The 25,971-nt window shown below is 52.9% G+C and carries 6 protein-coding genes; 1 reads left to right on the top strand and 5 read right to left on the bottom strand.

Translation table 11 applies throughout. From position 1 onward, the window contains the following. Nucleotides 1-9: 9 nt before the first annotated feature. The 3 genes from ACEN8J_RS00625 to ACEN8J_RS00615 all read right to left on the bottom strand — a co-directional run bounded on the left by ACEN8J_RS00625 (nucleotide 10) and on the right by ACEN8J_RS00615 (nucleotide 4,002). On the bottom strand, nucleotides 10-1,335 hold the full coding sequence (locus ACEN8J_RS00625) for an ABC transporter substrate-binding protein (RefSeq protein ID WP_029519359.1): 1,326 nt from the start codon (nucleotides 1,333-1,335) through the stop codon (nucleotides 10-12). Between the two features lie 164 nt (nucleotides 1,336-1,499). Then, complete coding sequence (locus ACEN8J_RS00620) at nucleotides 1,500-2,477, bottom strand: LacI family DNA-binding transcriptional regulator (RefSeq protein WP_069011602.1); 978 nt, start codon at nucleotides 2,475-2,477, stop codon at nucleotides 1,500-1,502. A 178-nt stretch (nucleotides 2,478-2,655) separates the two neighbouring features. Beyond that, nucleotides 2,656-4,002 carry a cellulase family glycosylhydrolase gene (locus ACEN8J_RS00615; protein ID WP_318628121.1) on the bottom strand — a complete coding sequence of 449 codons (1,347 nt, stop codon included), beginning with the start codon at nucleotides 4,000-4,002 and terminating at the stop codon, nucleotides 2,656-2,658. Nucleotides 4,003-4,387: 385 nt separating this feature from the next. Here ACEN8J_RS00615 and bglS point away from each other — a divergent pair, with 385 nt between their 5' ends. Next, complete coding sequence (gene bglS, locus ACEN8J_RS00610) at nucleotides 4,388-5,101, top strand: beta-glucanase (RefSeq protein WP_029519363.1); 714 nt, start codon at nucleotides 4,388-4,390, stop codon at nucleotides 5,099-5,101. A gap of 1,233 nt (nucleotides 5,102-6,334) precedes the next feature. Here bglS and ACEN8J_RS00605 read toward each other — a convergent pair. Next, entirely contained in the window at nucleotides 6,335-6,841 is a 507-nt protein-coding gene (locus ACEN8J_RS00605; protein ID WP_495594151.1) for a hypothetical protein, read from the bottom strand. Between the two features lie 213 nt (nucleotides 6,842-7,054). Then, nucleotides 7,055-25,822 (bottom strand): non-ribosomal peptide synthetase, encoded by an 18,768-nt coding sequence (locus tag ACEN8J_RS00600; RefSeq protein ID WP_495594150.1) that lies wholly within the window; start codon nucleotides 25,820-25,822, stop codon nucleotides 7,055-7,057. Nucleotides 25,823-25,971: the final 149 nt, after the last annotated feature.

Raw genomic sequence — 25,971 nt, 5'->3', positions numbered from 1 at the left:
AAAACAACCTTATTTAACGGTTTTCCAGTAGTTTTCGATTTCTTTAACCAGTGTTGCACGATCTCCCTGTTTCGCCAGATACTTTTGCATGGAAGACCCTGTCTTAGACCAGTGGTCCGCAGGCAGCATGCTCATCGACTGCTCTGACTTGCCTTTTGCAATATAATCCTGGATGGACTTGCCAAGCGGGTCGGCCGCAGGCAGTGTAATATTTTTGAACGCCGGGATAATGTTCGCTTGGTTCACCAGGAAATCCTGGCCTTTCTCATCATATACGATCCAGTTCAGGAACTTCTTCGCCGCATCTTGCTGTTCCGGAGTAGTCTTCTCCTTGTCAATAACAATGCGCTTGGATACAGCGGACGAAATCTCCTGATTGCCGTAGTCATCGGCATTGTTACTGATGGGTACAGGCAAGAAACCATATTCTTTGTTAGCCGTATCAAAACTGTTGATTTGCGGCCATGCCCAGTTGCCCATGAACCAAATGCCAACTTCACCTTTGCCGAGCAGCTCCGGTCCGCGTTCATAAGCTCCTGCTAGCGGAGAAGCCTGATCGATGTTGTATTTCATCATGAGGTCGAATGTATCCATAAGTCCGTTAAATACAGGATTATTAGCCAAGCTAGCCTGGCCCGTTTTTAGTGACGCCATGAATTTGTCCACTTCAGCCATGTCTTTGTTCTGGCCTGCATAAGCAAGAGGCAAATAATGAGCGCCCAGAGACCAGTCCATTGGTGAAATCACCAATGCTTTCTTACCAGATGCCTCAATTTGCTGAAACAGTTTTTCAAGGTCATTTCGGGTTTTAATTGTGGTAGGATCAAAGCTTCCGCCTACCGCTTTATCTACAACGGCTTTGTTGTAAATGAATCCGTAGCCTTCAACAGCCAGCGGAAACGCATAATTTTTGCCGTCAACCGTCGTAGCTGTGGTAGCGTTTTCAACTGTGTCCTTATTCCACTTTTCTCCGCTCAGATCGAGGATACGGTCCTTGAACTTCTCCACATCACCTGTATCTAGCATGATCATGGTCGGCGGGTTTCCGGATGCGTACAAAGCGGAGGCACGCTCAAAAGGCGACCCACCAGTCGGAACCGGCTGGATTTCAACAGTAATACCCGGATTGTCTTTCTGGAAGGCCTTAGCGGCTTCCTCCAGCTGTGGAAGGATTTCGCCTTTGGAGTTCAAAAGCGTAATCTTCACATTTTTCGAATCCCCTGATCCCCCTCCAGAAGCCGAATTACCTTCTCCACCGGAGCCACCACATGCAGACACCACCATAACTAAAAGAAGCAGCATTACCATCCATTGAACTCTTTTGAATTTACTCACTGTTGTCATCCCCTTATTTATATAATGGCTCTGAACACTTAAATAAAACGCTTACAAACGGATTATATGTCAAAGGTTTAACCTGTGTCAATCGTTTGACATGTTATTCCCTTAGCATGTACTAAAAAAAATCTGTTCCCCTTGTTAGAGGAACAGATTTTCATTCAGGTCGTTGCACGCTCAATTAGTTCAACAGGCAACAGATTGACAGGTTGTACCTGCTCCCCCTCCGCCTGCCTGCGGATCAGCTCGACCGCCAGCCTGCCGATCTCTGCAATCGGCTGTCTTACCGATGTAAGTTCTGGCGTCAGCCAGGAAGCAACGCTTACATCATCGAAGCCTACAATACGCACATTCTCTGGCACATGCCTTCCAGCGCGAATATATTCCTTCAGCGCGAAAGCAGCAATAATATCACTTGTTGCGAACACCCCATCCACATCTGGATGTTCATAAACGAGTTTTGAAATGATCCGCTCGTACTCCTTCTGGTCGAACACATTCAAGTCTGTTTGAACAATCACATGCTGGACATTATGCTTACCCACCACATCCCGGAATGCTTTGGTCCGCTCATTGGACAGCATGTTCAGCTCCAGATTTCCGCAGATATGGGCAATTTTCCGGCAGCCTTTGCGAATGAGCAGCTCCGTAGCCAGCTCGCCTCCGCGATAATTATCCGAGGATATGTAAGGAATATACGGGTCAATCTGCCTATCAAACGTCACGATCGGTGAATTCAAATGTCGGTACTCTTCTACTTCTAATGTATGGCTACCCATAATGATGCCATCCACCCGGTTCCGCTTCAACATATCAATATACACTTTCTCTTTCACGGGATCCATATGTGAATTGCACAGCAGGACCTTGCAGCCATGCTGATAGGCGTAATACTCCACCTGATTGGCAAGCTCACTGAAGAAAGGATGCGAGACATTAGGAATAATAAGGCCAATAATATTGGACTGCTTACGTAGCAGAGATCGTGCTATTTCATTTGGTTGATAATTAAGTTCCTCCATTGCGTCGAACACTTTTTTGCGTGTAGTTTCGCTGATATATCCCCGATTATTCATTACACGAGATACGGTAGTGACCGACACGCCCGCTTTTAATGCTACATCATGAATTGTCGCCATATGAACCTCTTCCCGTACAAAATAAATACATACAAACTATACTCTCTCCTCATCGTTTCAACAACTTTACATAACGGAAGGCCTCATAATGGCCGTCAATCTTACACTAGTCATTTCTATAAGATAATACGACAGCCTATCCAATTGGAAAGGCTGTCGGTAGCTGAAAGTATTAACATCATTCTGATTGTGCGTCCGTCGGTGCATTAATGTATGTATCTGTAAGCACATCAGTCGGTGCAGCCACAGGCACATCATCCGTTGCTGATTCACTGTTCTGGAGTAGTGCTCTCGGATAGGTCCGTGCACGCTCATAGTACCAGTCAAACAAGAAGCGGGCCATCGCCTGACGTCGGTTATCGCCATCCCACTTTAACCCGGCTGTTGGGTCCGCAAATGAACTCCTTGCTCCAGCTTCCAGCAGAAAGCCATTCATGTGTGCGGTCATGCTGACATTACCGGCTGCTGTAAAAATGGACTTCGTGTTTTTCCCAAATCCATCATTAGAGCCATTAAACAAGTTCCAGTACTCTGAGTCGCCGGGCTGTGTTTTGAACCAGGTAAATTCTGTGATATTTATTGGATAGGCTTGAGCTGCCGCCTTAATGTTGGAATCCCATTGCGATTGTAGCTTGTCCTTGTTATCATGCGCTCCGTAGCCCGGATACCAGTGGACAGCATAGCCGTAGTTGTTCAATGGATCTATCAGCGGGTGTTTTGCCGCCGGGCTGTAAAATTGGTTGTATCCAAGTCCTGCAGCCCAGATGACATTATCCGCTCCTTTACTTCGAATCGTGGAAATGATAGAGTTTTGGAATCTTCTCAGATCATTCCAATGGTCAACAAAATCATTTTCACCAGGATAGCCTCCCCAATGCCCATTCGCATATGACTTAATAGGCTCGTTGATCAGTTCAAACATGACGTTATCCGCGCTATTAATAGCCGGCTGCGAGGCAAGATACCCCCATATTTGATTGAATTTGTCCAGATTGGATTGTGTTGTAGCCTGGTCGTTAGCCAAAGTGAAATCAAGACCAAGGGTAACATAAATGCCCTTTGTTTTTGCATAATTGATGTATGGAATAATCACATTTTGTGTAGCTGCTTGTAAACCTGAGAAATTGTATGACCCTGCGGCCACATCTCCCATATCCTGGCGGTCAATAAACAATCGGACCTGATTCATATACCAGCCGTGGTTGCTTCCATACTTCGGTCTGGTGTCTGCAAAGGTGTCAGTGATATCCTTCAAATAAGCCAAAATTGCTGCATGACGATTGTTACCATTTAAATTGAGATAATAATTACTATTTTGATAGGTCCAGTATGCCCCCGACGGCTGATGCCAGCCACTTAAAACAACAGGTTTTCCGCTGCTGTTCACCAATTGATTGCCCCTGACATGGAGCTTTCCCATAGGCATACCTGACCATGCATCTATATGTTGGCCAAAGACCGGTGTTAAAGGCAATAAGAATACAAGTATCAGAGCTATTTTACATACCATACCTAATTTTTTCAAAGTAAGGCCTCCTCTTCAAAAATTAATTGACTATTATACCAAAAGAATAAAATGGTATAAACATGTAGTGGCTCCGCTTCCTGAGTCTATCCCATTTCAAAATCGTCATTTCCCCCCTTAATAGAATATTTTAATCCTGATTTTCATTTCTTGTATATAATTGTAGTACTTACATTTTTAAACCACAACTTGATAAAATTTAGTTTTTTTTAAATTATGCCTCAAGTGTTAAGTTTGCTATTGTGGACGACTCCATTTCAAACTACAATGAAGATACCAAATTTGGAAGCGCTTTATTTTTTCGGTAAGATGGTCAATACTTGAAATAATGTATCATCGTCATCCATTTCTTTCATGTTTGGTCAATCTTTTATGGAGGTGTAAAATGAAGAAGAAATCTTGGTTCACTTTAATGGTCACGGGCATTGTCTCTCTGTTTTTTTCGGTAAGCGTTTATGCGGGGAATGTTTTTTGGGAACCACTTAATGGTTTCAATTCGGGGGCATGGCAAAAGGCGGATGGATATTCCAATGGGAACATGTTTAATTGCACTTGGCGTGCCAATAATGTTAATTTTACGAACGATGGCAAAATGAAGCTTGGCTTAACGAGTTCTGCGTACAATAAGTTTGACTGCGGAGAGTATCGATCGACGAACACTTACAGATACGGCTTATACGAGGTCAGTATGAAGCCTGCTAAAAATACAGGGATCGTATCTTCCTTTTTTACGTATACGGGGCCTACTGATGGCACGCAATGGGATGAAATAGATATTGAATTTTTAGGCAAAGACACGACAAAAGTGCAATTCAACTATTATACAAACGGTGTCGGTGGTCACGAGAAGGTTGTTGATCTGGGCTTTGATGCATCAAGAGGCTTTCACACCTATGCTTTCGATTGGCAGCCAGGATACATTAAGTGGTATGTTGACGGGGTTCTAAAGCATACGGCAACTACAAACATACCAAGCACGCCAGGCAAGATTATGATGAATTTATGGAATGGCACTGGCGTTGACGACTGGCTAGGTTCGTATAATGGAGCGAATCCGCTGTACGCTGAATATGATTGGGTAAAATACACGAGCAATTAGCCCATAGTATAAAAGCAGCCCTGTATGAAGTGCCCCCTTAAAGTTAGACAAATATTTTTATGCAACCAGTTGGGCATGAGTTCGGTATTGTACCGGGCTCATGCCTTTTAGTTTGAAGACGGTCAGATGCTGTATCGAAAATGGGTTACCGTGAAGTCGGCATTTTTGAAAAACAAGGGGTTATAACAGCGACAGCCAAGGACGAAAAATAATGGCAGCCTATCAGGGCTGCCACTCCAACTTGAACATAGCAAATAAGAGGACAGTTGATGGCCTCAAGTCCTATTTAAGGATTTATCACCTACTTCATCCATAGCCCACCATCGTCCAGTTTTTCTACGCTCTTTAAAAAGAAATTTACTGGCTTAGTTTTTTGAAGATGAGCACTCGTTTCAAATAGCGTCAAAGAGTTAGAAGCACCATCTACTATCGGGACTAAAACTAAACTAAACTAATCTCATCAATTAAACCTTCAACAGTGAAATTCAAACTTTCTTTTCCTCCAAAAACATAAGAGTTACCTAGCTTTTTCAAATGAGCTAAATGAGCATCCGATGCTTGTTCGGAAAGTACTTCTATAATATGATGACCGAATCGATCATCATCATTAGAAATGATGTTTTTTGTCCATCTAATTTCCTAAAAGGATCTACTGCAACTGCATAGGTTTTAGCATTGGGATTCGCTACGTAATCTGTTCTAGGGATCGTCGGAGTGTTGTCTTGATCTAAATTTATTTTTTTCCAAAAGTGAAATGTTTCTCCATGGTAATCCTGCCGCAAATCCATGCTTGGCATTCGTAACGATCATGAATTCCCTTGTATTTTTTAGTAAAATATGCCGTTCGATTCTCTTCTAAGAAATATCCAACGATTTTGCCATTTAGTGATGTTAGCATGTGACAGACAAATAATATATGGTCTCTCCAAATTAATCCTTATCAATATGTTCTCCTGTCTTTAACTTTTCTAATATTTCTTTACCATAATATTTATTTAAACCAAAGCAGCCGTGTTTTTAATAATCTTGAGTTACCAACACTAAATCGTAGTTACCTACATTAATGTTTCTGAACAGGAAGTGTCAGGTGATAAAAAAGTCGTGAACCAAATTTGTTGATTTTACTGCGTTTGCCAGAGCACGTGATAAACACGAAAAATAAAAAGTCTGAAACTACCACAAATTACCATAAAAAGAAAGTTGGAAACTTGTACTATTACGATAATATAATTTTCATAACCATTTCCTCAATATCCTGAATGTCGCATATAACGAGCTTAAATGATCAATTTTCTTTTTCAAAGAATTATCTCTAATAATCTGTCCATCTTTAGTCCATTGTTCATATATTTGAACTAACCGCCCTGTAGTTCGTGAGAGTTCAAGAAGTGCTGTCTTCAGATGCTCTTTTTGAACTAAAGTTAGGTTATTATCCATTTTTATTTTATTAAATTCTTCTATCAAATCTCTTACTAATTCATTATTCACTTCTTTCAACGAAACCATTATATCTCTAGCTAGTTTATTAATTCTCTTTTTTTGTTCGAATGATAGCTTGATTTTACTTAATTCTTTAAATAGTGAACTTATGGAAGGTAGATTACTATTCCAGCCTCCTGATTGTAATACTGAAAAAAACGTTTCGGCATAATACCAAAAGTCTTCTCCAAGAGCTTCACGTTTCCTTTTTATCCTGTAGTCTTCGTGTGCCTTTTGTTGTTCTTCTGGTGTCATAGTCAAAAGATTAAACTCGTCTGCAACGATCGGCAATTACTTCTTTTCGTTTTTCGGATTTCTGTTGTATTTTGCCGATTTTCCAGTAAATTGAAATCGTTACTCAGCGGCACTTGACGTCAGATTCCTGTGGTGGATTTTTCCCTTTCATTTGGAAAAAAACACCCGGCAGGATGCGTACCGAGAAAAATACGGCATACACCCAAGCCGGGTAAGGGATTAGAAAATAATATCAATGGCCTCTAGCACATCTTGCTCCTGTTCGGATTGCCCGTTCAGGGAAATATCCTTCAACAGCACCGAAGGCTGTTCGCAAATTTGGGTGATGATCACGAGCAGGTCCTGAGCGAAATTGTCGATCAGATTGCGCGTAAACAACTTGGTAGCATATTCAAACTGCCCGTTCATTCCCTCATCCAGCAACGAAATGACCAAGGTAAGATCAAATTGGGAAACCGTATGAGTTTCCGGATAAGATTCGATCTTGATATCCCCGAAGCTTTGAACGTTATCTTCCTTGGTTTCCAGAACAAACATGACATCGAATACAGGATTGCGGCTTTGATCTCGCGGTGCCTGCAGCTTTTTCACAAGCTCCTCGAACGGATAATCCTGGTGGTCGTAGGCCCCCAGCATCGTTTCTTTGACTTCGTTCAAGTAAGCGAGGAACGTCTTCTCCCCGGACGGATAATGGCGAATCGCCAAAGTGTTGACAAACATTCCGATGAGCGGCTCTAGGTCGGCATGTGTGCGGCCCGAAACCGGCATGCCTACAATGAAGTCTTCTTGTCCCGAGTACTTGCTGAGCAGGATTGAATAGGCCGCCAATAACACCATATAAAGGGTGGCGCCGTTCTCATCGGCGATGCGCTGCAAGCTGTCGGTCATCTGCTTGTCGATGCTGAAAGGCAGCACATCTCCCTCAAAGCTGCGAGCGGTAGGTCTGACAAAGTCCGTAGGCAGTTCAAGCGTCGGCAGTTCGCCTTCCAGCACGTCCAGCCAGTAGGCTTCCTGACGTTTCAGTCGCTCTTTTACAGGTTCGGACTGCTGCCAAGCGGCGAATTCCTTGTATTGAATCCGAAGCGGTTCCAGAGTCTCGCCGTTATACAGGCGCAGCAGCTCTTCGACAAAGATGCCCATCGACATGCCATCCGTGACGATATGATGAATGTCCAGCATGAGCAGTTGCCGTTCCGCTTCCCATTCGACTAAGCCCACACGCAGCAGCGGCGGCCGCTCCAAATCAAAGACGCGTACAAAGCCGTCTACGATGCTCTTCGTTTCACTTTCCGTCGCTTTCGTATACTCGACGGCAAACTTCAAGTCCGGATAAATCCGTTGTACCGGTTCGCCGTCGACCATTTCGAAGCCGGTTCGCAAAATTTCGTGACGAGCTATCAATCCTTTGAGCGCCGCCTCGAATTGATTCCGTTCCAAGTGCCCGACGAGAACCGTCATGCCGGACATGTTGTAGCTAAGCTCGGCGCCTTCCATCTGCTGCTGGATGTACAGCCGTTTTTGCACGGAGGAAAGCGGATAGTAATCCCTCTCTTCCAGAACCGGAATGGAGAGGTGTTCCTGCCGCTCCAATTGGCTGATCGCTTCGGCCATCGCTTCGATGGTCGAGTGCCGGAACACATCGCGCAGCGGCAGGTCCACGCTCAGCTCCTTGTGCACCTTGCTGACCAGTGTCGTCGCCCGCAGGGAGTGCCCGCCGAGGTCGAAGAAGTTGTCCGTCACGCCAATCGTGACCGGCCCGAGCACGTCCTGCCAGATGACGACCAGTTTCGCCTCCAGTTCGGTGCGCGGCGCCACGTATTCGCGGCCTGCGCTTGCTCCCCCTTCCGGCGCCGGCAGCGCCTTCCGGTCGATTTTCCCGTTCGGCGTCAGAGGCAGGCGCTCCAGCTCGACGAAGTACGACGGGATCATGTAACCCGGCAGCTCGCTGGCAATCGCCCGTTTCAGGTCCGCCGCCGTCAAGCCTTCTTCCGCTGTATAATAAGCGCACAAAGCTTTCTGACCTTCTTGATCTTCCCTGACGACGACGACCGCTTCCTTCACGCCACCTACACTCAGCAGCTTCGCTTCGACTTCGCCCGTCTCAATCCGGTACCCCCGGATTTTCGCCTGGTTGTCGATCCGGCCGATGAAGTCCACGTTCCCGTCTTCCATCCACCGCGCCAAGTCGCCCGTGCGGTACAACCGCTCGCCCGCGGCGAACGGGCTGTCTACGAACTTCTCTTCTGTCAGCTCCGGACGGTTCAAGTACCCGCGCGCCACTCCGACTCCGCCGATAACCAGCTCGCCCAGCACCCCCACCGGCACCGGGTTCAGGTACGCGTCCACGATGTAGAATTTCGCATTCAGCCACGCTTTGCCGATCGGCACATGGCCTGTCTGCGGCAGCTTCGTCAGCTCCTCGTCGTAGAAACTGGAGTCGATTGCCGCTTCCGTCACACCGTATGCGTTGATGATCCGGAACAACGAGCCGAAGCGTTCCTGCAAGGTTCGGTAATCCGCCACGCTACAGCTGTCCGAGCTCGTGATCAACAGCTCCATCCAGCTTATATCCAGTTGCTGCTCGTGCACGTACTCCAGGAACGGCACGATCAGCGCTGGCGTCGATTCGAAGATGGTGACCCGCTCTCGCTCAATCCAGTAGTGCAGACGAGACGGATCGATCCGGTCGTCCTTCGGCACAATCACCATCGTGCCTCCGTTGTACAGCGTCCGCGCGATATCTCCCACGAACACGTCGAACGAGAAGCTGGCCAGCTGCAGCAGCCGCACCGGGAACTGATCCAACCGGTATTCCCGCCGGTAGCCCGCCGCCGTGTTCACCAGGCTGCGGTGCTCGATCATCACGCCCTTCGGCTTGCCCGTCGTTCCCGACGTGTAGATCACATACGCCAGATCCTCCGGACGGGCTTCATGGAAGCTGTCGGCATTCGTCCGCTCGTCGCTGTACGACGCTTCGTCGTCGAGGTACAGCACCGCCGCCAGCGCTAGCTCCTCTTCGCCGAGCCAGGCTTCGGCACGCTCTCGCAGCGCCATTTGCGTCAGCAGCACCTTCGCTCCGCTGTCTTCAAGCATGAACCGCACGCGCTCCGCCGGATAATCCGGGTCGAGCGGCACATACGCCCCGCTCGCTTTCCAGACGGCCAGCACGGCCACCAGCAAGTCCACCGAACGCTCGGCGAGAATGCCGACGATCGTCTCCCGGCCGATGCCGCTTGCGCGCAGCGTAGCCGCCAAGCGATTCGCCCGCTCGTTCAGCTCCGCATACGTCAGCCGGTCGTTCTCGTACACGACAGCTGCCGCTTCCGGCGTGCGTTCCGCCTGTTCCTCAAACAGCCGGTGGAATGCGACCGCGGGAGCCGCTTCCGGCTGCGCCGGGTTAAACGCGCCGAGAATTTGCTCTTTTTCCGCCGCCGTCAAAATGCCTAGCTCGGCAATAGTCGCCGACGGGTTGCGGAGAATGGATTCAAGCAGCTGCAAGTAGTGAGCAGCCAATTTCTCCACCGTTTCGGTTTTATAAAGAGCAGTGGCATATTCAAACAGATATTCCAAGCCTTCCTCGATCTCCGTGACGTCCAAGCTGAGATCAAATTTAGAAACAATTTCTTCGCTGGCATACGTCGACAAATGGAGTCCGGGAAGCTGCATTTCCAAATTCTCTGTATTCTGCAAAGCAAACATCGTATCGAACAGCGGATTGCGGGATAAATCGCGAGCCACGTTCACTTTATCCACCAGTTCCTCAAACGGATAATTCTGATGTTCAAAAGCGCCCAGCGTCGTCTCCTTGATTTCCTTCAAGTAGTCAAGGAACGTCTTACCGGCAGCCGGATAACTGCGGATGGCCAGGGTATTGACGAACATCCCGATCAGCGGCTGAACGTCGCTGTGATTTCTGCCCGCAATCGGCGTACCGACCACCACGTCTTCTTGCCCTGTATACTTATGCAATAATATTGTATAACCAGCAAGCAGAACCATGTAAAGCGTTGCGCCATTCTCGGCTGCAAGCCGTTTCAGACCCTCGCTTTTCTCGCTATCCATAAACAATTGCAGCGTGCGGCCCTCGTAGCTCTGCATAGATGGGCGCGGATAGTCCGTCGGCAATTCCAAAACCGGCAGCTCTCCGCGGAACATGTCGAGCCAGTAGGCTTCCTGCTTGGCAAGCTGAGCTTTCTGCTTGTCCGATTGCTGCCATACCGCATAATCTTTGTACTGAATGCGGAGCGGCTCCAACTGTTCCCCGCTGTACAAGCGGACGAACTCTTCGATCAGTACGTCAATCGAAACGCCGTCGGATACGATATGATGCGTATCGAACATTAGAATGTGCCGGTCCGGCGCCAGTTCGGCAAGGCCTACCCGCAGAAGTGGCGGCTTCGCTAGATCAAACGGACGAACGAATTGGCGCACCGTTTCTTCCGCCTGCTCCCCGCTGATCTGCACATATTCCACCTGGAAGGCGGCTTCTTCGTAAATCCGCTGAACCGCTTCGCCTTTTACCATCTCAAAGCCGGTACGCAGCGTCTCATGACGAGCTACGAGCCCGCGGAACGCTTCTTCAAACCGCTGCCGGTCGAGCTCCCCTTCAAGCAGCATAGCTCCCGGTATGTTGTAGCTCAACTCGGCTCCTTCCAGCTGGTTCAAGATATAGAGACGTTTCTGAGCGGAAGAGAGCGAATAATACTCGCTAGGTTCCGCAGCCGGAATAGCTGTGAACGAGCCGATCTCCAGCCGCTCCATAGCCGCGGCCATTTCCTCAACCGTTGAGTAGCGGAATACGTCGCGAAGCGGGAATTCAACGCCTAGCTCCTTATGCATTTTGCTGACAAGCGTCGTCGCCCGCAGGGAGTGGCCGCCGATGTCGAAGAAGTTGTCCGTTACGCCTACCGCCTTCTCCCGAACAAGCACATCCTGCCAAATGGCGGCCAGCTTCGCCTCCAGTTCGGTGCGCGGCGCCACGTATTCGCGGCCTCCGCCTGCTCCCCCTTCCGGTGCCGGCAACGCCTTCCGGTCGATTTTCCCGTTCGGCGTCAGAGGCAGGCGCTCCAGCTCGACGAAGTACGACGGGATCATGTAACCCGGCAACTCGCTGGAGATCGCCCGTTTCAGGTCCGCCGCCGTCAAGCCTTCTTCCGCTGTATAATAAGCGCACAAAGCTTTCTGACCTTCTTGACCTTCCCTGACGACGACGACCGCTTCCTTCACGCCACCTACACTCAGCAGCTTCGCTTCGACTTCACCCGTCTCAATCCGGTACCCCCGGATTTTCGCCTGGTTGTCGATCCGGCCGATGAAGTCCACGTTCCCGTCCTCCATCCACCGCGCCAAGTCTCCCGTGCGGTACAGCCGCTCGCCCGCGGCGAACGGGCTGTCTACGAACTTCTCTTCCGTCAGCTCCGGACGGTTCAAGTACCCGCGAGCCACTCCGACTCCGCCGATGACCAGCTCGCCCAGCACCCCGACCGGCACCGGATTCAGATGCGCATCCACGATGTAGAATTTCGCATTCAGCCACGCCTTGCCGATCGGCACATGGCCTGTCTGCGGCAGCTTCGCCAGCTCCTCGTCGTAGAAGCTGGAGTCGATCGCCGCTTCCGTCACGCCGTATGCGTTGATGATCCGGAACAACGAGCCGAAGCGTTCCTGCAAGGTGCGATAATCCGCCACGCCGCAGCTGTCCGAGCTCGTGATCAACAGCTCCATCCAGCTCATATCCAGTTGCTGCTCGTGCACGTACTCCAGGAACGGCACGATCAGCGCCGGCGTCGATTCGAAGATGGTGACCCGTTCCCGCTCCATCCAGTGGTGCAGACGAGACGGATCGATCCGGTCGTCCTTCGGCACAATCACCATCGTGCCTCCGTTATACAGCGTCCGCGCGATATCTCCCACGAACACGTCGAACGAGAAGCTTGCGAGCTGCAGCAGCCGCACCGGGAACTGATCTAACCGGTATTCCCGCCGGTAGCCCGCCGCCGTGTTCACCAGGCTGCGGTGCTCGATCATCACGCCCTTCGGCTTGCCCGTCGTTCCCGACGTGTAGATCACGTACGCCAGGTCCTCTGGACGGGCTTCATGGAAGCTGTCGGCATTCGTCCGCTCCTCGCTGTACGAGGTTTCGTCGTCGAGGTACAGCACCGCCGCCAGCGCCAGCTCCTCTTCGCCGAGCCAGGCTTCGGCGCGCTCTCGCAGCGCCGTTTGCGTCAGCAGCACCTTCGCTCCGCTGTCTTCGAGCATGAACCGCACGCGCTCCGCCGGATAATCCGGGTCGAGCGGCACATACGCCCCGCCCGCTTTCCAGACGGCCAGCACGGCCACCAGCAAATCCACCGAACGCTCGGCGAGAATGCCGACGATCGTCTCCCGGCCGATGCCGCTTGCTCGCAGCGTGGCCGCCAAGCGATTCGCCCGCTCGTTCAGCTCCGCATACGTCAGCCGGTCGTTCTCGTACACGACAGCTGCCGCTTCCGGCGTGCGTTCCGCCTGTTCCTCGAACAGCCGGTGGAACGCGGCTGCAGGAGCCGCTTCCGGCTGCGCCGGGTTAAACGCGCCGAGAATTTGCTCTTTTTCCGCCGCCGTCAAAAGCTCCAACTGATTCACGCGGATGTTCGGGTTAGCCGCAACCTTCTCCAGTGCCCGGGCAAAATGACCGTGGATCAGCCTAATGTCTTCCTCTCTGAACGTCAGCGCATTGTACGTAAACCGCAGCAAAATATGCTCTTCCGGAATGACGGTAATGTCCAGGTCGTAGTTCGTTTGCTCCGGCGAATGGATATTAGCGATTTTCAGCGCTTCTTTGTCTCCGCCGACGACCTGCTCAATCTGTTCTTCCATCGGATAATTTTCAAAGACCATGATATGGTTGATCAAGTCGCGCTTTTGCTCGCTCAGCGACTGAATCTCGAACAGCGGGAACGTTTCGTAAGCTCCCGATGCCAGCGCTTGGTCCTGGGTTTTTCTCAAGATATCGGCTACCGTCTCCTCGGCTTTGCCTTGAATACGGACCGGGATCGTATTAATAAACAGGCCGATCATGCTTTCGATGCCCGGAATTTCCGCCGGACGCCCGGATACGACGGAGCCGAATACAACATCCTCGCTGTTGTTGTATACCTGCAGAACCAGTCCCCATACGGTCTGCATGAACGTATTGAGCGTCACCTGCTGCTGGCGCGCCACCCGCCCGATTTGCCCGGTCAGTTCCTTGCTGAGTTCCACATCGATTTCAGCTGCTTCAAAAGCGCCCTGCTTCAGCTGCGTTTTCTCCTGGGGCAGCTTGGTCTGCTGATCGTAACCCGCCAAATACTCGGACCAGTAACGCGAAGCTTTCGCGGCATCTTGAGCTTCCAGCCATTCGATATACCGGGAGTACGAGGTAACCGGAGGAAGCTCCAGCGTCCGCTTCTCGTGGAACGCGAAGTAGGTGTCGAACACTTCCTTGATCATGAAGGACATGCACCAGCCGTCCATCAAAATGTGATGGTGACTCCAGATCACATGGTAGGACTCGTCGCCCGTGCGCAAAACTGTCACGCGCATAAGAGAGCCTCGGGCAAAATCGAACTTGTTCGCTTTATCCGCGCTGACAAAATCGGCTATCGTCTTCTCCGGGTCTTCATCGCTTACCGAGCGAATATCTTTGAAGTACACTTCACACTTCCGCTCGCGGAATACCACTTGAAGCGGCTCGTCTCTCCAGCCAGTAATAAAGTTGGTCCGCAGCGCCTCATTCCGCTGCACCAGCGTATCCAATCCTTGGGTGAAGGCTTCGACATTCAGGCTTCCGTACAGATCGAAGGTCACCTGTTCGAAGTAAGCTTCCGAATCGGCATCCAGCAGGCTGTGGAACAACATCCCTTTTTGCAGCGGAGTCAGGGTGTATACATTCTCCAGTTCGCCGAGCGCCGCCGTATGTTCAGACAGCCGCTCCAGTTCTTCCACCGTCACATCTTGAAGCAGTACGTCGCTAGGCGTAAGCTCCGGCCGCTCTTTCGATACGCAATGGCTGATGACTTCACGCAAGCTCGATTGAAGCAGGGTGCCCAGGCGCTCTACCGTTTCCCGCTTATACTGGGTTTCCCCATAACGGATCGTGAGTTCCAGCACTCCTTCCGACACCATACCGTTGATATCGAGGACAAAATCCATCACTGCATTCGGGCTTGAATCGGAGCCCGAGCTGAACGGAGACGGCTGCGAGTCGCTGCTTTCGTAATCCTGGTCGAACTGACCCAAATAGTTAAAGCTGATCTCCGGCTCCAAAGCGAAGCGCTCGCCGTCACGCGACGCCGACAAATAACGCAGGATGCCGTAGCCGATTCCTTTGTTCGGAATGCGGCGCAAGCTTTCCTTAACCTGTTTCACCTGATGACCGAGCGCCTGGGCGTGACCCGGCTCCAGAACGACAGGGAATTGGCTTGTAAACCAGCCTACTGTGCGCGTAATGTCCACATCCGGCAAAATATCTTCCCGGCCGTGGCCTTCGAGATTCACCAGCACGCGTTCCCGGCCGCTCCAAGCTTGTACCGCGAGGCCAAGCGCAGCAAGCAGCAAATCGTTCATTTCCGTATGGTAAGCACGGTGTGCCTGCTTCAGCAGCTGTTCGGTTTCCTCTGCCGTCCAGCGAACGGTCACGAGCCCGCTGTCCTTCAGCTTGGATCTGCCTTGTTCAAAATCCTTCGGAAGCGGCTCATAGGTCAATTGCTCGATATGTTGCCAATACTCTCTCTCGCTTTCCATCGCCGGACCGTTCGCATAATCAGCGAGCTGTTTCGCCCACGTTTGGAATGAATCCGTTTTGAGCGGCAGACGGATCGGCTGCCCTTGCAGCGCCTGCTCATAGCCGGCAGCAAAATCCTCAAGCAGAACCCGCCAGGATACGCCGTCTACGACCAAGTGATGGATCGCGATGAGCAGGTGGTCGCCGTCGTCGCAGCGGAACAAGCCGAGCTTCACCAGCGGACCGTTTTCCAGATCGATGCTCGCTTGAATGTCATTCGCCTTAGCCTCTACCGCTTCTTTCACGTCGCCGACTCCTTTGAAATCGACAACTTCCAGATCGAACAGTGCTTCGTTCTCCCCGGCGCCACGGTTCCATGCGGTATAGCCGTTCTCGGTTTGGCGGTAAACCGTACGGAGAGCATCGTGATGCACAACAAGCTGACGCACCGCTTGGCGTAAAGCTTCTTCGTCAAAGCCTTGCTTGGAGAACTGCATGAACGCCTGGTTGCTGTGATGTACGTCAGCCGGATTTTGTTCAAAGAACCAGCGCTGAATCGGGGTCAAGATGACCTCTCCCGTCACTTCGGTCTGGCTTGCCGTTCTCTCCGCCGTTTGCAGATGCAAACTAAGGGCGGAAATCGTCGGGTAATGGAACAAATCTTTCATGACCAGCTTGTACCCCGTTTGCAAAAGACGGGACGATACCTGCAAGGCCTTGATCGAATCGCCGCCGAGCGCAAAGAAATTGTCCATCGTGCCGACCTGATCCACGCCCAGCACCGACTGCCAGACCGACGCAAGTGCTTGCTCGGCAGGAGTACGAGGCGCCGTGTATGCAGCCTCGACACGAATGCTTCCTTCCGGCACAGGCAGCGCTTTACGGTCGATCTTCCCGTTCGGCGTAAGCGGCATTTGATCCAGGCGCATGATGCGCGAAGGCACCATATGGGAAGGCAGCGCGGCGTCCAGATGGGCTACAAGCCTTTCCAGATCGAAGCTGGAATCCGCTACGACATACCCGCACAAATATTTCTGCCCCCGCTCGTCCGTCCGGTCGATGACAAGCGCTTGACGCACGCCGGCAAAATTTTTCATGGCCGCTTCAATTTCACCAAGCTCGATCCGATAGCCGCGAATTTTAACCTGGTTGTCGATCCGGCCGATGAAGTCCACGTTGCCGTCTGGCATCCAGCGCGCCAGGTCGCCCGTCCGGTACAGCCGCTCCCCAGCGGCGAACGGGCTGTCTACGAATTTCTCCGCCGTCAAATCCGAGCGGTTCAAGTAACCGCGGGCCACACCCGCTCCGCCGATAACCAGCTCGCCCAACACTCCGATCGGCACCGGCTTCAGATTCGCATCCACGATGTAGAACTTGGCGTTCAGCCACGCTTTCCCGATCGGCACGCTGCCCTTCTTCGGCAACTTCTCCAGCGGCTCGTCATAGAAGCTGGAGTCAATCGCTGCTTCTGTTACGCCGTAGCTGTTAATAATACGGAACTGCGAGCCGAAGCGCTCCTGCAAGGTACGGTAATCCGCTACGCTGCACGAATCTGAGCTTGTGATCAGCAGCTGCATCGAGCTGAGGTCCAGACCCTCGGCATGCACATGCTCCATGAACGGCACGATCAGCGCCGGAGTCGATTCGAACACCGTCACGGCGTAGTCGCGAATCCAGCCGTAGAGGCGGGTTGGATCAATCCGGTCGTCCTTCGGCACGATGACCATGGTGCCGCCGTTGTACAGCGTCCGCGCAATGTCCCCAACGAACACGTCGAACGAGAAGCTCGCGAGCTGCAGCAGCCGGATCGGGAACTGATCCAGGCGGTATTCCCGCCGGTAGCCCGCCGCCGTGTTCACCAGGCTGCGGTGCTCGATCATCACGCCCTTCGGCTTGCCCGTCGTACCGGAGGTGTAGATGACGTAAGCCAAATCGCGCGGCTTGTTCACATTCGCCGGATTCGATGCGAGATCCGCCGCTAGTACGTTCTTCTCGGCTTCTGCCGTGGCGGACATTTCGGCAGAAGCCGTTTCCGCTTGCGCCAAAGCCTCCGCCTCTGCGCCTGCTTCGCCCAAAGCTTGTACGCCCACAGCCGCTCCGAGGCTGTACGTCGTGGCGTCGTCAAGCGCAACCACCGTTTGCAGCACTAGAGCTCCGTCGCTGCGCCAAGCTTCCGCCTGCTCCAGCAGGCGGGTCTGCGTGAGCAGCACCGACGCCCCGCTGTCCGCGAGCATATACTCGATCCGCTCCGCCGGATAGTCCGGGTCGAGCGGCACATAAGCGCCGCCCGCTTTCCATACGGCGAGCACCCCGATCAACAGCTCCGCCGAACGGCCGGCCAAAATGCCGACCACCTGCTCCGGCTTCACCCCGCGCGCCCGCAGTGCATACGCCAGACGATTCGCTTTGGCGTTCAGCTCCGCATACGTCAGCTTGCTGTCTTCGTAGACAACCGCCAGCGCTCCCGGAGTGCGCTCCGCCTGCTCCTCGAACAGCTCGTGGAACGTTCTCTCTCTCCACGACTCATCCGCTTCCAAACCTGTACCCTCTGCGGCGGGTTGCTTCGCAAGAGCCGAAGACGACACGTCAAACCCGACCAGCAAATCATGCTTTTCGCTGTCCGGCAAGATATCCAAATCTGAAATCCGCGCACCCGGCTGAGCCAAGATCGACGCCAAAAGCTGCTCGTAATGACCCGCCAGCCGTTCCATCGTTTCCTGTCTAAACAACGAGGTAGCGTACTCGATCTTGCAAACCAGCTCGTTATCGGCTTCCACGATATCAAAGCTAAGATCAAACTTTGCCGTCTTTTCCTCGATGTCGAACAGCGACCATTGCAAGCCTTCCAGGGTTAAATCCAAGCTTTCGTGCTTTTGCAAAGAAAACATGGTGTCAAACAGAGGATTCCGGCTTAAATCCCGGCTCACCTGAAGAGCTTCCACCAGCTCCTCGAACGGATAGTCCTGGTGCTCGTAGGCTCCAAGCGTCGTTTCCTTCACTTCCTGCAAGTAATCCAGGAACGTCCGCTCCGCCGCCGGACCCAAGCGAAGGGCCAGCGTATTGACGAACATGCCGATAATCGGCTGCAGGTCGGCGTGAGAACGGGCGGCAATCGGAGTGCCGACCACTATATCTTCCTGTCCCGCGTATTTATGAAGCAATACGGAGTACGCAGCCAGCAGAAGCATGTATAGCGTCGCCCCCGAATCGCCGGCAAGCCGTTTGAGAGCTTCACTTTTCTCCGCATCCAGCGTAAACGTGAGCGTTTGACCGTCAAACTGCTGGACGGCCGGGCGGGAGAAGTCGAGAGGCAGCTCAAGAACCGGAAGCTCGGAGCTGAATACCTCGCGCCAGTATTCCTCCTGCCGTTTGATGCGCTGGCGCTGCTCCTCGGATTGCTGCCAAACGGCGTAATCCTTGTATTGAATCCGCAGCTCCGGCAATTCTTCCCCATTGTAAAGCCGCACGAATTCGCGCAGCAGCACGTCCATGGAAAGGCCGTCGGAACCAATATGATGAATATCCAGCGCGAGCAGGAATTTCTCTTTCTCCAGTTCGATCAGCAGGGCGCGCAGCAAAGGCGGCTGGGTCAAGTCAAAAGGCTGAATGAAGCCTTCAAGAATGGCCGCAACCTGATCTTCGCTTGCTTGAAGCTTCTTGACCTTGAAAGCTACGAGCGGATGAATACGCTGAACCGGCTCCCCATTCACGATTTCAAAACCGGTGCGCAGCATATCGTGCCGGGCCACCAAAGTAGTCAGCGCCTTTTCCACTTTGACCTCGTTCAAAGCCCCTTCCAATTGCAAGGCGCTTGGGAGGTTATAATTCAGCTCCGAACTATCCAGCTGGTGCAGGACGTACAGCCTTTTTTGCGCGGAGGAAACCGGATAGTACGCTTTCTCTTCCGCTTTCGGAATCGAGCAGTGCCGCGTTTCTTCCAAGCTGGCAATAGCCCCGGCCATCGACTCTACCGTCGTATAGCGGAACACATCGCGCAGCGGAAGTTCGACGTTCATTTCCTTCTGAATCTTGCTGACAAGGTTCGTCGCCCGCAAGGAGTGGCCTCCGATCTCGAAGAAATTTTCCAGGACTCCAATGCCGGAGTAGCCCAGCACTTCCTCCCAGATCTTCACAAGCCGGGACTCCGTCCGGTTACGCGGCGCTACGTATTCGACGCCCGTTTGTAAGCCGCCTTGCGGCTCCGGCAGCGCTTTGCGGTCCACTTTGCCGTTGGTCGTCAGCGGCATGCGCTCCAGCTGCACGAAGTACGACGGGATCATGTACCCCGGCATTCCCTGGGCCAGCGAGGTTCTCATTTCGCTGACCGTCAGCGTCCGGTCCGCCACAAAGTAGGCGACAAGCGCCTTCTCGCCCTTGCCGTCCTGACGGGCGAGCACCACCGCTTCTTCCACGCCCTTGACGTTCAGCAGCTGCGTCTCGATTTCGTCCAGCTCGATCCGGTACCCGCGGATTTTGACCTGGTGGTCGATCCGGCCCAGGTATTCGATGTTGCCGTCCGGCAGCCATGCCGCCAAGTCGCCCGAGCGGTACAGTTTCTCCCCCTCCGCAAACGGGGAATCGACGAACTTCTCCGCCGTCAGATCTGGACGGTTCAGGTATCCTCTCGCAAGGCCTTCCCCGGCCACGTACATTTCGCCCACTACGCCGATCGGCACAGGGCGGCGGTTTTCATCCAGGACGTACACCCTCAGCGTCGGGATCGGCTTGCCGATATTGCTCTTCGCCGCCTCCATTTCGACCCACGTGATTTCCTTATACGTCACGTGAACCGTCGTCTCGGTAATGCCGTACATATTGATCAGCTTCGTCTCCGGGTACTTCGTCTTGAAGCCCCTGAGCTGCAGCGGACTCAGCGCTTCGCCCCCGAAGATGACGTTTCGAATCCGCAGATCGTACGGATGGTCCGCCAAGACCTCACGCAGCAGCTGGTAGAAGTACGTTGGCGTCTGGTTCAAAATCGTGACCTGTTCGCGGCCCAGCAGCGCCAGGAAATCGGCCGGATTTTTCGCCGTCAGCGGCGGTACGATGACCAGCTTGCCTCCGTACAGCAGCGCTCCGTACATTTCCCAGACGGAGAAATCGAAGCAGAACGAGTGGAACAGCGTCCACGTGTCGGACGGCCCGAAGTCGAACAGGTTCTTGTCGTTGAACAGGAGCCGCACGACGTTCTTATGCTCGATCAGCGTTCCTTTCGGTCTGCCGGTCGTTCCCGACGTGTAGATGACATATGCCAGGTTGCTCGGCCCGGAAATCGGCTCCAGGTTCGAAGCGTCCAGCGCACCTTCGGAGTCCGCCCCTCTGTCGCCCCAAACGAAATCGTCCAATTCGAGGCGCGTTCCTGCGAAATCGGTCTTCTCGTGCAGATGCTTTTGAATCAGCAATAACGGCGCGCCCGAATCCTCGATCATGAAGCGGATACGCTCCTCCGGGTAGTCGGGATCGACAGGCACGTAGGCTCCGCCCGCTTTGAGAATCGCCAGAATGCCAACGACCATATCGAGCGAGCGTTCGGCCAGAATCGCTACCAGCTGGTCCGCTTCTACTCCCGCCTCCCGCAGCTTCCGCGCAAGGCGGTTGGATCGCTCGTTCAGCTCGCGGTAGGTCAGCTGCCGCTCGTTCATGACGGCGGCCACATTGTCCGGGTAAAGCTCCGCCTGTTCTTCGAACAAGCCGTGAATCATCTGCTGCCGCGGGTAGTCCGCCTCCGAATCGTTGAAACCGCGCACCAGCTCGCGGATTTCCTCCTCCGTGAGCATTTCCAGCGAGGCAATATCCCCGTCCGGCGCTGCTGCGATGGTTTCGAGCAGCTTGTCATAATGTCTGGCGAACCGCTCCGCGGTCTCTTGTTTATACAAAGCCGTAGCGTACTCCAACCGGCATTCGAGCTGACCGTCCAGCTCCGAAATATCCAGGAGTAGCTCGAACTTGGATGTTTGGTTTTCCAGTGGATAAAACGATTGCTCCAGCCCCTCGATGACAATTTGCTCGTTCTCCGTATTTTGCAGGGAGAAGAACGTGTCAAAGAGCGGATTCCGGCCAGTCGCGCGCGGAATGTGAAGACTTTCTACCAAGTCTTCGAACAAATAATTTTGGTGCTCGAAAGCCCCGAGCGTGATGTCCTTGATTTCTTCCAGGTACGAAAGGTACGGCTTGGAACGCTCCGGACGGCTGCGAATGGCCAGCGTGTTGATAAACATCCCTACGATCGGCTGCACTTCTTCCTGCGTTCTTCCGGCAATCGGCGTTCCTACGATCAGATCTTCCTGACCCGAATATTTATGCATAAGGATGGTGTAAGCCGACAGCAGCACCATGTACAGGGTCGTCCCTGTCCGTGCCGCCAGCTCTTTCAGCTTCTCCGTCCGATCTTTCTCGATATAAAACTTCACGGTTCGGCCGTCAAAGCTTTGCACCGCAGGCCGCGGGAAGTCCGTCGGTAGCTCCAAGACCGGCAGCTCGCCCGACAGCTGTTCCAGCCAATACTCCTTCTGCGGCTGGAGCATCTGCCCGTAAGCTTCGGAATGCTGCCAAACGGAATAATCTTTGTATTGAATGCGCAGCGGGGTCAGCTCCTCGCCCCGATACAGGCGGCTGAACTCGTCGAAGAGCAGCGCTGTCGAAATGCCGTCCGAGACGATATGGTGCATATCGAACAGCAGAATGTGGCGATCCTCGGCGACTTCGATCAGGCCGATGCGGAGAAGTGGCGGCTTGGTCAGATCAAACGGGTGATAGTAAGCTTCTACCACTTGCTCCACTTCCCGCTCGCTCGCTTGGAAATAATCCACAGCAAACTCCACCTCGTCATAGATGCGCTGGACAAGCTCGCCTTGAACCTGCTCGATCCCGGTACGCAGCGTCTCATGGCGCTGAATCAGCGCCCGGAACGCGTGCTCGACGCGCGTGCGGTCCAGCTTGCCTTCGAGAAGAAGCGCCGCCGACATATTGTAGCTGCGCTCGGCCCCGTCAAGCTGGCGCAGGACGTACAGACGCTTTTGTTCGGATGAAACCGGATAGTACTCGGCCTCAGCCGCCTTTGTAATCTCATACGTCTCCTGCTGCCTTAAACCGCCGATTCTTTGGGCCAACTGTTCGATCGTGGTGTAGCGGAAAACTTCCCGCAGGGGAACCTCGACTTGTAGCTCTTTCCGAATCTTGGAAACCAGCGTGGAGGCCCGCAAGGAATGACCACCCAAGTCAAAGAAATCGTCTTGGACTCCAACTCGCGCAATACCCAGCACCTGCTGCCAAATGAGAGCAAGTCTTGTTTCCAGCGTTGTGCGAGGAGCCACATACTCACGGCCTGCTTCTACCTCTCCGGTCGGTTCAGGCAGCGCTTTACGGTCAATTTTGCCGTTCGGCGTGAGCGGAAGCTTATCAAGAGACACCAGCCGGGCCGGGACCATATGGGCCGGCAGCTTTTGCTTCAATTGGGACAGCAGATCGCTCAGTTGCAAGGAAGCATCCGCCGCCACGTAGCCGCACAAATACTTTTGCCCCTGCTCATCCATACGGTCGGTCACCACAGCCTGCTTGACGCCCGGGAAACGCAGCAGGGCCGTTTCAATTTCGCCGAGTTCGATCCGGAACCCGCGAATTTTCACCTGATAGTCGATCCGGCCGATGAAGTCGACGTTGCCGTCTTCCAGCCAGCGGGCCAAATCGCCTGTCCGGTACAGACGTTCGCCCGGCACAAACGGGCTGTCCGCAAACTTCTCGGCGGTTAGATCCGGACGGTTCCAGTACCCGCGCGCCACCCCGGCGCCGCCGATGACAAGCTCGCCCGGTACCCCTACAGGAACCGGCTTTAATGCGGCATCGACAATGTAAAACCGGGCGTTCAGCCAAGCTTTGCCGATCGGCACATGACCCGACGGTGGCAGCTTATCCAGCGGCTCACCGTAAAAGCTGCTGTCAATGGCCGCTTCGGTAACTCCATAGCTGTTGATGATGCGGAATTGTCCGCCGAATCTTTCCTGCAGCAATCGGTAATCGGTGACACTGCAAGCATCCGAGCTGGTAATCAGCAACTGCATGGAGCTAACGTCCAGCCCTTCTTCATAAATATGCTGCATGAACGGCAGGATGAGCGCAGGCGTCGATTCGAATACCGTAATGTTTTGGTCCCGAATCCAGCCGTATAAGAGGTTCGGATCAATCCGGTCATCCTTCGGCACAATCACCATCGTGCCTCCGTTATACAGCGTCCGCGCGATGTCTCCGACGAACACGTCAAACGAGAAGCTGGCCAACTGCAGCAGCCGCACCGGAAACTGATCCAACCGGTACTCGCGACGGTACGCATCCGCCGTATTCACGAGACTGCCGTGCTCGATCATGACGCCTTTCGGGCGTCCCGTCGTACCCGAGGTGTAAATCACATAAGCCAAGTCTTGCGGGGCGCTGTTGGCAGATTGAAATTCCACGGCTAAGGCATCCCCGTTATAAATCTGTTCATCGTCCATGGCATAGACAGCTTGAAGCTTCAGCCGGTCATCGGCCAACCAACCTCCGGCCCGCTCCAACAGATGACGCTGCGTAAGCAGCACCGATGCATCGCTATCGCTGAGCATGTACTCAATCCGCTCCGCCGGATAATCGGGGTCCAGCGGTACATAGGCTCCGCCGGCTTTCCAAACGGCGAGCACCCCGACCAGCAGTTCCACCGAACGCTCCGCCCAGATCCCCGTAATCGTCTCCCTTCCCACGCCCTGTTCGCGAAGGAGAGAAGCCAGCCGCTCGGCGCGTTCGTTCAATTCGCCGTAGGTCAGCTGTTTGTCCATGTAGACGACTGCCGGATGATCTGGAATTTCTCGAGCAAACTTTTCAACATACCGATGAAACGCTTCTCCCTCGCTCAGCCCTGCCACCGGCGGGTTAAAAACGTTGAGAATGCGGTGTCTCTCCTCATCGCTCAGCAGAGAAATCTCGCGTACCGGCAGTTCGGGAGTCTGAAGAAACTGGTCCAGAACGGTTACATACTGTTCCATAATCCGATCAATCTCGGCCGTCTCGAACAAGCCGGTACGATAGGAAGCATGGAGAATGACATGTCCTTCATTCAGCATATGGTCGAAGCGCAGCAGCAAATCGTCCATCTCGTGCCTAGCGAAGTGAGCCTCCAGGCGTACCTTGATTTCTTCGTACTCCACGATTTTCAAAGGCAGATATTCCAGAGACGTGCGGAACAGCCCCGAAAGATCGTTGCGGCCGTGTTGTTCGCGTAAATCCTGGATCAATTGGTTATAAGGGTATTTCTGATACCGCAGATCCGCCGTATTTTCCTTGGAAACCGTTTGGATCAAGGAAAGCACGTTCCTGTCTGGATTCAGACGAATCCGCGTAGCCACGGTGCTGACGAACATGCCAATCGTTTCTTTTTCCTTCTTGCTGGTGCGATTGGCAAAAACCGTGCCGACCGGAACATCGGTGCTGTCGGTCAGCTTGTACAATAAGGCGTACATGGCGGACAGAAATAATGTATATAAGCTGACCTGATATTGTTCGCTGAAGGCCAGAATGCGTTCATACCGGGAACCGTCCAAAGTGATGGACAGTTTATTGGATTCGCTGCCGATCGAGAATGGCGGATACGATTTAATGCCGGTCGTTTCAGGCAAAGTGTTGTACTTCGTCAGCCAGTATTCCTTGCCTTTCTGATAACGCTGCGATTGCTCATATTCACGCTCCGCGGAAATATAATCTAGATAGGAAGGGGGCTGGTAACTGCTGGAGATGCCTTTGCGCAGTTCCAGGTATTTTTCCATCACCGCATGCAGCAAAGCATTGACGGACAAGCCGTCGGCGATAATATGGTTTACCGTCAAATTGAGCCATACTTGGCCGTTCGCAAAATGAATAATCGTAAATTCGTAGAGGTGTTCGTCGAACACGCTGGCCGGTTTTTCGCTTACTTCCTTCACCCAAGCATAGAATTGTTCGATTGTGCCTATTTCGAGGCGGCTTATCCTAGCTTGGACATTCTCCGGCTCTTCGAACCACTGCGTTGGATTTTGCAAATCCCCGCTAATGCGGATTCGGAAAACGTCATAGGTTTTGACGATCTCTGCCGCCGCTTGCTTCAGAAGCTGTGTGTTGATCTCGCCCGTAATCTGGTAGGTCGCGGAAAGCATCGTGATGGACGTTCCCGGATTCATAATTTCCATGAACCATATTCGGCGCTGGGCTTGCGTTAATCCATATTGCTCGTTGGTATTCTCTGTCACATCGACACACTCCCGGTTTAGAGATTCTTTATAGATAGGCTTTGTACCTAGATGTCACTTAGTCACTCTTAGAAGAACCGCGCAGGCCATTCCCGGAACGGCTCCATCGGACTCTTCCTCATTTTTCGTGTCTACGTTTTCTGGTAACT

This window comes from Paenibacillus sp. Paensp38, from assembly GCF_059491915.1.
This window is presented reverse-complemented; position numbering and strand designations above follow the sequence as displayed.